Annotated in this window: 10 protein-coding genes; 8 read left to right on the top strand and 2 right to left on the bottom strand. The window is 62.8% G+C overall.

Translation table 11 applies throughout. From position 1 onward, the window contains the following. The first annotated feature begins 72 nt into the window (after positions 1 to 72). Positions 73 to 1,392, top strand: coding sequence for a Gfo/Idh/MocA family protein (locus Q363_RS02900; protein ID WP_035347825.1), 1,320 nt, complete (start codon positions 73 to 75; stop codon positions 1,390 to 1,392). Between the two features lie 182 nt (positions 1,393 to 1,574). Here Q363_RS02900 and Q363_RS02895 read toward each other — a convergent pair whose 3' ends face one another. After that, positions 1,575 to 2,060 (bottom strand): hypothetical protein, encoded by a 486-nt coding sequence (locus Q363_RS02895; protein ID WP_035347824.1) that lies wholly within the window; start codon positions 2,058 to 2,060, stop codon positions 1,575 to 1,577. Positions 2,061 to 2,399: 339 nt separating this feature from the next. Here Q363_RS02895 and alkB point away from each other — a divergent pair, with 339 nt between their 5' ends. From alkB to Q363_RS02870, 5 genes are all read left to right on the top strand, one after another. Next, positions 2,400 to 3,068: a DNA oxidative demethylase AlkB gene (gene alkB / locus Q363_RS02890; RefSeq protein WP_084079923.1), complete on the top strand. Its 669-nt coding sequence runs from the start codon at positions 2,400 to 2,402 to the stop codon at positions 3,066 to 3,068. Between the two features lie 111 nt (positions 3,069 to 3,179). Continuing rightward, the gene (locus tag Q363_RS02885; RefSeq protein WP_035347823.1) at positions 3,180 to 4,448 is read left to right on the top strand and encodes a competence/damage-inducible protein A; all 1,269 of its coding nucleotides are present in this window, start codon (positions 3,180 to 3,182) and stop codon (positions 4,446 to 4,448) included. A gap of 77 nt (positions 4,449 to 4,525) precedes the next feature. Next, positions 4,526 to 5,155, top strand: a complete 630-nt coding sequence (plsY, locus tag Q363_RS02880; RefSeq protein ID WP_035347822.1) for a glycerol-3-phosphate 1-O-acyltransferase PlsY — start codon at positions 4,526 to 4,528, stop codon at positions 5,153 to 5,155. Next, complete coding sequence (locus tag Q363_RS02875) at positions 5,152 to 6,144, top strand: NAD(P)H-dependent glycerol-3-phosphate dehydrogenase (protein WP_035347821.1); 993 nt, start codon at positions 5,152 to 5,154, stop codon at positions 6,142 to 6,144. The genes plsY and Q363_RS02875 overlap by 4 nt, the downstream gene beginning before the upstream one ends. 52 nt (positions 6,145 to 6,196) lie before the next feature. Further along, the gene (locus Q363_RS02870; RefSeq protein WP_157466493.1) at positions 6,197 to 6,400 is read left to right on the top strand and encodes a hypothetical protein; all 204 of its coding nucleotides are present in this window, start codon (positions 6,197 to 6,199) and stop codon (positions 6,398 to 6,400) included. On the opposite strand, the gene Q363_RS43655 is transcribed toward Q363_RS02870, so the two are convergent. Next, on the bottom strand, positions 6,397 to 6,690 hold the full coding sequence (locus tag Q363_RS43655) for a Uma2 family endonuclease (RefSeq protein ID WP_245632006.1): 294 nt from the start codon (positions 6,688 to 6,690) through the stop codon (positions 6,397 to 6,399). The genes Q363_RS02870 and Q363_RS43655 overlap by 4 nt on opposite strands. 293 nt (positions 6,691 to 6,983) lie before the next feature. Between Q363_RS43655 and ftsY the strand changes: the two genes are divergently transcribed. Next, a complete protein-coding gene (gene ftsY / locus Q363_RS02860; protein ID WP_035347819.1) occupies positions 6,984 to 8,009 on the top strand; it encodes a signal recognition particle-docking protein FtsY in 1,026 nt (341 codons plus the stop codon). Positions 8,010 to 8,576: 567 nt separating this feature from the next. Next, positions 8,577 to 11,975 (top strand): TonB-dependent receptor, encoded by a 3,399-nt coding sequence (locus Q363_RS02855; RefSeq protein ID WP_051978287.1) that lies wholly within the window; start codon positions 8,577 to 8,579, stop codon positions 11,973 to 11,975. Positions 11,976 to 11,987 lie beyond the last annotated feature (12 nt).

Here is an 11,987-nt window from a genome sequence, read left to right as displayed (position 1 = left end):
CAAACGTTTTTTCCGGCGCTCCACGCCCTATTGCTTCAAAGATCGAACTAAAGTCCCACAGGAGATACGAACGTGATCACCCGACGTGAATTCCTCGACACCCTCGCTGTAAGCGCCGCCGGTGTAGCCGTCAGCTCAAACGCAAAAAGCTATGCCCAGATCATGGGAGCCAACGACCGTGTCAACTTCGCCGTCATCGGCCTCAACAGCCGCGCCTACGCCCATCTCTCCTCGCTCAAGGCGAACCAGAAGGACGCGCGCATCACCCACGTCTGCGATGTCGATACGCCCATCCTCGAAAAGTTCGCCACCAAGACCGAAGCCACGATGGGAACCAAGCCCGCCACCGAGAAGGACTTTCGCAAGGTCCTCGCCGCGAAGGACGTCGACGCCATCACCATCGCGACGCCCGACCACTGGCACGCGCCCATGGCCATCGCCGGCGTTGAAGCCGGCAAGCACGTCTACGTCGAGAAGCCCTGCAGCCACAACCCCGCCGAGGGCGAGATGCTCGTCGCCGCGCGCGACAAGTACAAGAAGCTCGTTCAGATGGGAAGCCAGCAGCGCTCCTCTCCCCACACCATCGAGGTTGTACAGAAAGTCAAGGAAGGCCTGATCGGCCGCCCCTACTACGCCAAGGCCTGGTACAGCAACACGCGCAAGTCCATCGGCACCGGCAAGCCCGTCGCCGTGCCCTCCACACTCGACTGGGACCTCTGGCAGGGCCCCGCACCGCGCAAGGCATACATGGACAACTACCACCCCTACAACTGGCACTGGTTCTGGCACTGGGGCACCGGCGAGACGCTCAACAACGGCACGCACGAGGTCGACGTCTGCCGCTGGATCCTCGGCGTCGACTATCCCACACACATCTCCGCCCGCGGCGGCCGCTACCACTACAAGGACGACTGGCAGTTCTACGACACGCTCATCACCGACTTCAACTACAACGACAAGATGATCTCCTGGGAGGGCAAGTGCTGCCAGGGAATGAAGTTCTACAACCGTGACCGCGGCTCCGCCATCATGGGAACCACCGGAACCGTCGTCGTCGATCGTGGAGGCTACGAGATCTACGACCTCAAGGGCACCAAGACCAGCGAGTTCAAGGCCAGCAAATCCTCCGAGTCCGCCGACCTCGTCGGTGCCGACTCAATGACCGACATGCACTTCCTCAACTTCATCAATGGCATCCGCAAAGGCGAAAAGCTCAACGCGCCCATCGAGGTCGGCAACGTCGCCGTCACAATGCTGCAACTCTCCAATGTAGCCTGGGAGCTCAACCGCGGACTCACCCTTGACCCGAAGAGCGGCCACGTTCTCAATGACGACGAGGCGATGAAGCACTGGGGACGCGAGTACGAGAAGGGCTGGGCCCCCACGGTCTAACTGCAACCCGTCCTGCACGAAGAAGCTGCTTCTCTCCAAGAAAGCAGCTTCTTCGTTTAGCGCAACACTTCGGGACAAACCAGCGGGGTATAGCGGCTTACTTTTTTTGGGGTTGGGTCAAGGTGCTGTCGGGCGTGAACGCCTCGGCCACGCCCGAGCGAGGGATCCGATTCAAAACGCATTTACTCCGGCGGCGGAAGCAATTCCATCCGAACGGCGTGCCCCACGATGCCTGGAGTTACGGACAGAACATTGCCCGAAGTATCCATCACGGTCCGCTCGGCTACCGAGTCGTAGGAGTTTCGGTCCTCAGCCAGTGTCACCGAGATACGTGCTCTAATGATGCCGTTGAACGTTCCCTGCGCATCGTGGGTGAAGAACATAACTGTCATGGTGAACTTCCGGTGCCCGATGCGCCGCCAGACTCCCATATGGGTCGAGTGCAAACCATTGACGTTGGCGCCGGTATAGGAGCCGTCCGGCGAGAAGGTTCCGACTTCGAATAGGCTGACGTGACCCGATGAGTCGGTCAGTTGGGAAATCCAGGTTCCTTCGATGGACTGCCCGAAGGTGCTTTGAGGAAATTGCGCAATAGAAGGAAATTGCGCAATAGCTGGGTTCAAAAACAGGAAACAGCACAGGACACCTAACAAGATGCGATATCTCATTGATCGTTCTCCTTGTTATTTGATTTTTCTGTGACCCGGCCCGGATTAATGAAGTTCACCTGTAGACTGCAAACATTGCGTGAGCCCATACTCCCGCACATGCTACGCGAAGTCTTGGAAAAAACCTGATTTTCCTTGAAGAAAACCTGATTTTCTTTGCTGGAATTTCTCGCGATGGCTTGACGCTTCCGGAAACAAAGGGATTACCAAATCTGCCCATCGCCCCGATGTCTCCCGTTGGCTGCGGTCATCGGAGGCTGTCCTTGGAAGCTGAAGGACGCGGCGCCCCTTACTTACTCGTTCGGTCAGTCCAGCGCTTCACCTTAGGAGTCATCTTCCATGATGCCCGATAGCAACTCCCTCTTCACCGGCGAAGCCCAGCCCTCCATCGAGACTCTCGCCGAAGGCGTCACTCTCCTCCGCGCCTTCTGCCGCGAAGAGGCACCCGCGCTTCTCGACGCCATCGCCACCGTCGTTGCGGACTCGCGCTTCCGCAACATGGTCGTCCCCAGCGGCCACACCATGTCTGTTGCCATGACCAACTGCGGAGACCTCGGCTGGATCACCGATCGGACCGGCTATCGCTACACCGCGCACGACCCGCTCACAGGCAAGCCGTGGCCGCCGATGCCCGCCCCACTCCTTCACCTCGCCCAGCGCGCCGCAGCCACGGCCGCATTCCCCCGTTTCACCCCCAACGCCTGCCTCATTAATCGCTACGCTCCGGGCACGCGTCTCTCCCTCCATCAGGACAAGAACGAGCAGGACTACACCCACCCCATCGTCTCGGTCTCCCTCGGCCTTCCCGCAACCTTCCTCCTCGGCACACTCCGACGCACCGACACCCCGCGACGCATCCGCATCGAGCACGGCGACACGCTCGTCTGGGGAGGCCCCGCGCGCCTCATCTATCACGGCGTCGCTCCCATCGCCGCCAGCACACATCCGCTCACTGGCCCCTTCCGCATCAACCTCACCTTTCGCCGCGTAGCGACAAAGCTTTCCTGACAGAATCAGCGTCCCCACGAGACAAAACTCTCTATCATGGACCAGGAGGCTTCACATCGACGCCTCGTACCTCAAGCCCGCTCGCACCCGCAAGGACACCAACCGCCAACCATGATCGCCGAAATCATCGCAGCCGGCTCGGAGATGCTCACCCCGCACCGGCAGGACACCAACGGGCTCTTTCTCACCGCGCAGCTCAACGATCTCGGCGTCCAGGTCGCCTTCAAGACCATCGTCGGCGATAACCTCGAGCACCTCACCGCATCTGCTCGCACTGCGCTCTCCCGCGCCGACATCGTCCTCTTCTCCGGAGGCCTCGGCCCCACCGAGGACGACCTCACCCGCGAGGCCGCCGCCGCCGCGCTCGGCATCTCGCTGCGCCGCGACCCCGCCATCCTCACCTCGCTGTACAAACGTTTCGCCGCGCGCCAGATGGTGATGCCGCCCAACAACGCCAAACAGGCCGACATCCTCGACGGCGCCACCGTCCTCGTGAACCCCAAAGGCAGCGCACCCGGCCAGTTTGTCGACACATCCGTCGACGGCTTTCGCAAGATCGTCATCCTTCTGCCCGGGCCTCCCGACGAGCTCAAGCCGCTCTTCGAGCAGGCCGTCAAACCGCTGCTCGCCGCCACCCTTCCCCCGCGATACATCGCCCGTCGCGTCCTCCGCATGCCGCTCATCCCCGAATCGCACGTCGACGCGCGCACCGCTCCCATCTACCGCGAGTACACCGACGTCGAGACCACCATCCTCGCCGGCCACGGAGAGATTCAGCTTCACTTCGTCGCCGCCAAAGCCACGCTCGCCGAGGCCCAGGCCCGCGTCAACGAGCTCGCCAGCCGCATCGAGGCCGAGATGGAAGACGCCATCTTCTCCTCGCAGAACGAGAGCCTCGAAGAGGTCGTTCTCCTCATGCTTGGCCTCCGCCATCTCACCCTGGCCGCGGCCGAGAGCGCCACCGGCGGACTGCTCGCCTCGCGACTTACCGCCGTTCCCGGAAGCTCGCGCTACTTCCTCGGCGGAGCCGTCGTCTACAACGACGCGCTCAAGACCGAGTTCGCCGGCGTCCCCGCCGAACTCGTCGCCACATCCGGCCCGGTCAGCGAACCCGTCGCCCGCGCGCTCGCCGAAGGCATCCGCACACGCACCGGAGCCTCGCTCGGCATCGCCATCACCGGCATCGCCGGCCCCACACCCGGCACCGGCCCCGACGCCGAAAAACCCATCGGCCTCGTCTACATTGCCCTTGCTGATGCAAAGGAGACCATCGTCAAGGAACTCCATCTGCCAGGAGACCGCGACCGCATCCGCTGGTGGGCCACGCAGCATGCGCTCGAGCTCATCCGCCGCACGCTACTCGAAGCCGACCGTCTCTGATCTCTCCACACCATGCCGCTCAACGCCTTACGCTCGACTGCAAGCTCTTGATAAACTCAACGTTCGGGACGCTCCCCATGACCCCCTGGCTTCTCTCCATTCCGCTTGCCTACCTCCTCGGTTCGATTCCCTTCGGCTATCTCCTCGTTCGCATCTTTCGCAAGCAGGACATCCGCGCCACCGGCAGCGGCAACATCGGAGCCACCAACGTCGCGCGCTCCGGAGCCAAAGGCCTTGGAATCCTCACCCTCATCCTCGATGCGCTCAAGGGATTCGCCGCCGTTGTCATCGCGCAACATATCGCCGCTCCTTACGGCTTCCCACAGGCATATGACATCGCCGTCTGCTCCGCGCTGGCAGCTGTCCTCGGTCACGTCTTTCCAATCTGGCTCGGCTTCCGCGGAGGCAAAGGCGTCGCCACCGCGCTCGGCGTCTTCTTCGCTCTCGTGCCCATCACCACCGTCCTCTACCTGCTGGCTGTCTTCCTCGTCATCGTCTTCTTCACCCGATACGTCTCGCTCGCCTCCATTGTGGCCGCAGCGGTCTTCCCGTTCTTCGCTCTCCCGCACGCCCCCGCGCGAACGCCGATCGTCGTCGCCGGCTACATCCTCATCCCGCTCATCGTCATCCTCAAGCACCACCAGAACATCCGCCGTCTCCTCGCGGGCACAGAACACCGCTTCGGCGCTCCCAGGGTAGCTGCTTGAGTCGTATCAGCATCCTCGGCGCCGGTGCCTGGGGCACCGCCCTCGCCCTCTCGCTCGCCCGCCGCGGAGGCCATCAGCTCTGCCTCTGGTCGCATTCGCCCGCGCTCGCCGAGCAGCTCCACGTCGCCGGCGAAAACCTTCCCTATCTCCCCGGCTTCACCCTGCCTGCCGGAATCCACGTCACCAGCGACCTTCCCGCCGCCATCTTCGAAGCTGACATCCTGCTCTGCGCCACTCCCTCGCAACATCTGCGCGGCATCATCTCGCACATCGCCCCGCTGCTCACGCGCAACCAGATCATCCTCTCCGCCTCCAAAGGAATCGAGGAGAGCACCTTCCTCCGCATGACTCAGGTCGTCGCCTCCATCACCGAGACCCCCTGCGCCGTGCTTTCGGGCCCAACCTTTGCCCAGGAGGTCGCCGCCGGCATCCCCACCGCGATCGTCGCCGCCGCGCACGATCCGCGCCTCGCCCAGACCATCCAGCGCGACTTCTCCTCTCCCTCCCTGCGCGTCTACACCAACGACGACGTCACCGGCGTCGAGTTGGGCGGAGCGCTCAAGAACGTCATCGCCCTCGCCGCCGGAGTCGTCCACGGCCTCAACCTCGGCCACAACTCCGCCGCCGCCCTCATCACCCGCGGCATCGCCGAGATGACCCGTCTCGCCGTCGCCTGCGGAGGCCGCCGCCAGACCCTCGCCGGCCTCTCCGGCATCGGCGATCTCGTCCTCACCTGCACCGGCTCGCTCTCACGCAACCGCTCCGTCGGAATCGAGCTAGGCCGCGGCCGACAGCTCGACGACATCCTCGCCGGCATGGGAGGAAAGGTCGCCGAAGGAGTCCGCTCCACCCATGCAGCACTCGGCCTCGCCGCGCGCTACGGCGTCGAGATGCCTATCACCGAGCAGGTCGACGCCATCCTTCACCACAATCGCAGACCCAGCGACGCCATCCGCGAGCTGATGTCCCGCCCAGGCCGCGACGAGTAGCGCACCCCACCTTCGCCATGCATACCGCATCTAACGATGCATGGTCAGCCTGATGAAATCAATTCGCGGTGATCCCGAGCAACGACCGAACTACTCACGGTTTCTCCCCGTCGTCGTCGCTGCAGCAATCGCTCTGGTCCTGATTATCCTTGCAACAGTTCTGGTGATCGGCCACAGAGGACAGGAGATTGTGCCGGAGGACCAGAGTAACTATCCAACACCGAGCTTGACCGTCGCGGTTCCACTCGCCGGTTAGGCCAGGCCTTCCAGCTCGTTCAGCTCCCGAAATGCCTCCGAGATAGGCACCTCGATCAGCGTGTTCGGAACCCGCAGCGGCCCTATTACCTCATGCAGCCCCTTAAAATCGGCTGAATAAGCCTTCCTCCGCCGAGGATCGATCAGCCACACCACCCTCACGCCCATGTCCAGATAATCGTCCACCCTCTCCTGCATCTCGCTCATCCGGTCTTCGCGCGAGAGTATCTCGATGCACACGAGTGGCACGCTATGCACAATCTGTTCAAACGGATCGCTCGCCCGCACCACGCAAACATCCGGAATCCGCTAGTGGTTCTCCGACGTCTGAACCCTCTGCTCGGGAAGCACGCGAATCCCCAGTCCTTCTCGCGGTTCCCCAAGAACAGGATCAAAAACTTCTGCACGCTGGCGTGTTGCCCCTCACCCAGGTTCCGTTCCCTCAGCTCCCCGTCGATCCAGTCGCGGTCCGGCCGATAGCTCGTCTCCAGATACTCCTTCAGGGGAACCAGCGTCGATGTCGCCATGGTCGCATGCCTCGCTGTCATCATACCAATCGGCCCATCCGATAAACTAGACCGAGCATGGTCTTCTCTTCACTCTTCGGCAAACGCCCCACCGAACCCGAAAAGCCCGACACCACCGCCGCCGAACCGGGAGAGCAGAAACGTGGCCTCTTCGACCGCATGAGGCAGGCGGTCACCCGCACCCGCGAATCGCTCTCCGAATCCATAAGCTCCGTCATCGCGCTCACCCGCGAGGTCGACCAGGCCTCGCTCGACGCTCTCGAGCCGCGTCTCCTCGCCGCCGACATCGGCTCTGCCACCACCGCCATCATCATGGAGAACCTCCGCCAGCGCGCCCTCCGCACCGGCATCGAGAGCGGTGCCCAGCTCAAAGAGCTCCTCAAGGCCGAGCTCAAGCAGATCCTCGATAACGTCCAGCCGGAATCGGCTTCCGGAAGATCATCCGCCCGCCCCATTCAGCACCCCGCCACTCCGCCCGAGGTCATCCTCATGGTCGGCGTCAACGGCACCGGCAAGACCACCACCACCGGCAAGCTCGCCAACCTCTACAGGTCGCAGGGCCGCAGCGTCCTGCTCTGCGCCGCCGACACCTTCCGCGCCGCCGCCATCGAGCAGCTTGAGGTCTGGGCGCAGCGCTCCGACGTCCCCCTCATCAAGACAAAGCAGGGAGGCGACCCCTCCGCCGCGCTCTACGACGCGCTCACCGCCGCCAAAGCTCGCTCGACCGACGTCATGATCGCCGACACCGCAGGCCGCCTCCACACCAAGACCGACCTCATGAAGGAGCTCGATAAGATGCGCCGCACCGCCGAGAAGCTCGTTCCCGGCGCGCCGCACCAGACCTTTCTCGTCATGGACGCCACCACCGGCCAAAACGGCCTGCAGCAGGCGCGCCTCTTCACCGAGGCCGCCCGCGTCACCGGAATCGTCCTCACCAAACTCGACGGCACCGCCAAGGGAGGCATCGTCCTCGCCATCGCCACCGAGCTCAAACTACCCGTTCTCTACGCCGGCATCGGTGAAAAAATCGATGACCTGATCCCCTTCGACAGCACTGCCTTCATCGACTCCCTCGTCGCCTAAGCCAGCCTTTTTCACCACTTCCACACACACACACACGCTCGCGAGAGTGAGGATCCATCCCGGCCCTGTCCTCCTGGGGCAGCAACCAACTCTTGGATTTCCATCCCTCCTCCAATTCCGAAAACCATATCGCCCGCTTCACAGCCGTCCCTCATTCCCAACCATTCACCCGACATTTCTGGCTGTCTGTCACAGCCAAACGCATCTCGTCCCACAATCCGTCGCACAAATCACGCAACCCTTCCGCCTCCATGATTCAGGAGGTCGCCAGCCTCGGCACGCTCCGTTCCGTGTCCTTTCCGCATCCCGAGTCCATCTCCGCTGCATCTCATCACACAAATCTGTCACTCGTCACACATTGGCGCCCTTTACTCCCCTTCGGCCTTCACCGTGCCTGTACAGCGCATACATGGGTTGACATCGGGAGTCATGTGACCTCACATGCAGACAACGTAGTCTTGCGGGGGCAATCCATCCGCAACCAATCGTCGTCTCGCCGTCCGTGCCGATCTCTCCCGCCGCCCTCAGGCCATCCCCGAGGAACACGCATTCGAGAGGGAGAACCATATGACTACGTCCACACACTTAGTCCTTGGCCCCAGACGTCACCGTTCAGCCCCCGTCTGGCTCACACTTCTTCTACTCTTCTTCTGCATCGTCGCAGCCACTCCGTGCCGCACTCACGCACAGACCAGCAAAGGCATCCTCGCAGGCGTCATTCGCGACGCCTCCGGCGCCGTGCTCCCCAATGCCACCATCGTCATCACCAACGAGGACACCGCAGAGACCCGCACCGTCAGCAGCTCCGAGGCCGGTGCCTACCGCGCCGAGGCCATCAATCCCGGCAACTATCGCATCCACGTCACCCAACCCGGCTTCTCCCCCGTCGACGTGCAGCACATCAGGGTTCTCCCCTCCGTCGTCACCACCTACGACGCCACCCTTACCGTCGGCGAAGCCACCGCATCCATCACCGTCGAGGCGCAGAGCAACGCCATCAACACCGAAAACGGCCAGCTCTCCGGAACCATCTCCAAGCAGGAGCTCAACCAGGTCCCCATATTTTCGCTCAATCCCGCTGACCTCACCAGCGAGATGCCCGGCGTCACCCGCCAGTACGCCACCGTGCAGAACCTCGGCGGCATCGGCGGCAACGGTGCCGTCAAGCTCACCGTCAACGGAGCCCGCCCGCGCGCCAACAACTTCATGATCGACAGTCAGGACATCAATGACGTCGCCCTCGGCGGCGAAGCCATTCAGCCCATCCTGCCCGACTTCTTCTCCAATGTCACCGTGCTGCTCAACGACTCCAGCGCCGAGTACGGACGCGCCGGCGGAGCCGTCATCAACCAGATCACCCAGCACGGAACCAACCGCTTCCACGGCAGCGTGCACGAGATCTACACCGGATCCGGCCTCGACTCCATCGACGGCCAGTCCCGCCGCGCCAAGCCCATCCCGCCCGGAGAAACCGTCCCCAAGGCGCGCTACAACACCCACCAGTACGGCTTCACCATCGGCGGCCCCATCCTCAAAGACAAGCTCTTCGCCTTCGGTGGCGGAACCTGGCAGCGCTACTACGGCGGAACCCAACCCTCCAACCCCGTCGAGTTCCCCGACGCCGCCGGCTTCAACAACCTCAAGAATCTCGCTGCCGCCGGAAACGCGCAGGCCAATCTCTACCTCAGCTACCTGGACAACGGCTCCTATCTCGACACCAACCTGTTCACCCCCATCTCCGGACAGGTCGAATCGCTCTCCGTCAGCTCCATGCCCGGATGCACCGGCGGCTGCGCCATCACCACCGGAACCTTCCTGCGCAAGTCCGTCCCCCAGCTGAACCCCGACACCCAGTGGATGTACCGCGTCGACTTCACCCTTAGCTCGCGCGACACCTTCATGGTCCGCTACATTCACGACCGCAACTCGCTCTCGCCCTACTTCCCACTCAACGAGACCACGCTTCCCGGCTTCGACGCGCAGAACTTCGGAGTCTCCGAACTCGGTGGCGGAACCTGGACCCACGTCTTCACTCCCAACCTCCTCAACGAATTCCGTGCCTCCGAGACACGCATCAACGCCCAGTTCGCCGGAACCCCTGAGACCGTCGCCAATCCTCTCTCTCAGCTCTACAACATCATTTTCAACGGCACCGGCCTCGGCGGCAGCGGAACCGGAAGCCCACTCGCCTTCGGTGTCTCCCAGAACATGCCCCAGGGCCGCATCGAAGAGCTCTACCAGTTCCAGGACACCGTCGGTTACACCCGCGGCCGTCACTCCTTCCGTATCGGAGCCGACGTCGGGCGCCTCATCGAGATCGATCTCATCGCCCAGAACGCGCTCGGCAGGCTCACCTACACCGCCGGCGGCGGCCTCAACTCCATGGACAACTTCCTCAAGAACCAGCTCGGAACCTCAGGCACCGCCACCAAGACCTTCGGCCCCACCCGCGCTGATCCACACATCTGGAAGATCGCAGCCTTCGCCCAGGACGACGTCAAGCTCTCGCCCGATTTCACCCTCAACCTCGGCCTGCGCTACGACTACCTCACCAATCCGCTCAACTCACTCACCTACCCGGCCATCGACATCAACAACCCCTACGGCCCCATCAACGCCTACATCAAGGTGAATGAGGATACCAACAACATCGCCCCCCGCATCGGATTCGCCTGGGTTCCGCGCATGGGCTTCCTCGCCGATGGCAAGACCGTCGTTCACGGCGGCATCGGAATCTTCTACGATCCCTTCTTCACCAACATCCTCGTCAACTCCGCGCAGGCGTCTCCTGTCGCCCCCTCAGGAAATCTCACTTCCACGGCACCAGGTGGGCTGCCCAACTCTTCCAACCTCATCGGCTCCATCACACCCAACCTCACTCCCGCCTCAGCCGTCACGAGCGCCGTCAACACCCTCGTCAATCCGCTCACCTATCAGTACAACTTCGGCGTCGAACGAGCTCTCCCCTACCAGATCAAGGGCGCCGTCAACTACGTCGCCTCACGCGGCCAGAAACTCTACACCGCCCGCCAGTTGAACTACTTCGTCGGCGCCTCCCGCATCGATCCCTCCCGCGGCGTCATCAACGTCCGCGACAATCGTGGCGACTCCCAGTACCACTCCCTCCAACTGCAGCTCGATCGCGCCTTCTCCCGAGGCCTCTTCTTCCGCTTCGCCTACACCTACGGCAAGCTCCTCGACGACACCTCCGAGGTCTACACCACCTTCGCCTCGCCAACCCAATACTCCGCCAACCTCGCCGGCAACGGCCTTGGCCAGGACTGGGGTGCCTCCGCCTTCGATCGCCGCAACATCGTCGTCATCACCTACTCCTACAAGCCCACCGGATTACGCTCCGATAACACCTTCGCCAACATCCTGCTCGGCGCCTTCACTCGCAACTTCACCATCTCCGGACAGACCCAGCTCTACTCCGGCCTCTACACCAGCTACAACACCAGCGGCTTCGACATCAACGGCGACGGCAGCACCACCAACGACCGCCCCGTCCTCTCCAACAAATCCGCCCCAGCCAACACCGTCGGCATCGATGGAAGCTACCTCAGGGCCCAGGGTGGAATCACCAACGTCTACTACGATCAGGCCACTTACAACAGCAGCAGAACGCTCAGGCCGGTCAACGCCGGTGACGTACACTTCCTCGTCCCCAACGCCACCAACGGAGCCGCCATGCTCCGCCAGGAGATCGGCCGCAACAGCTACGCCAACGCCGGACAGCAGTACTGGAACGTAGCCCTCGAGAAGGCCATCCCCACGCCCTTCACCCACCTCGAAGGCAGCGCCCTTCTCTTCCGCGGCGAAGCCCAGCAGCTCGGCAACCATAACAACGTCACCTACTTCACGAACAACGTCACCCAGGTCGGACTCCCCGGGTACCAGAACGTCTCCAACGCCCGCGAGGCCAACTTCCAGCACTTCCGCCTCTGGGCCAAGTTCCAGTTCTGACCACGCCGTCCA

Source organism: Edaphobacter aggregans DSM 19364 (assembly GCF_000745965.1).
Classification (GTDB): Bacteria; Acidobacteriota; Terriglobia; order Terriglobales; family Acidobacteriaceae; genus Edaphobacter; species Edaphobacter aggregans.
Note: the sequence above shows the minus strand (reverse complement) of the source record. Positions and strands in the feature narration are given on the sequence as shown.

Excerpts from the sequence above, each read along its gene's own strand:
- Q363_RS02895 (WP_035347824.1), bottom strand. The coding sequence starts at position 2,060 with ATGAGATATCGCATCTTGTTAGGTGTCCTGTGCTGTTTCCTGTTTTTG.
- Q363_RS02855 (WP_051978287.1), top strand. The coding sequence starts at position 8,577 with ATGACTACGTCCACACACTTAGTCCTTGGCCCCAGACGTCACCGTTCA.
- Q363_RS02870 (WP_157466493.1), top strand. The coding sequence starts at position 6,197 with ATGAAATCAATTCGCGGTGATCCCGAGCAACGACCGAACTACTCACGG.
- ftsY (WP_035347819.1), top strand. The coding sequence starts at position 6,984 with ATGGTCTTCTCTTCACTCTTCGGCAAACGCCCCACCGAACCCGAAAAG.
- Q363_RS02885 (WP_035347823.1), top strand. The coding sequence starts at position 3,180 with ATGATCGCCGAAATCATCGCAGCCGGCTCGGAGATGCTCACCCCGCAC.
- plsY (WP_035347822.1), top strand. The coding sequence starts at position 4,526 with ATGACCCCCTGGCTTCTCTCCATTCCGCTTGCCTACCTCCTCGGTTCG.
- alkB (WP_084079923.1), top strand. The coding sequence starts at position 2,400 with ATGATGCCCGATAGCAACTCCCTCTTCACCGGCGAAGCCCAGCCCTCC.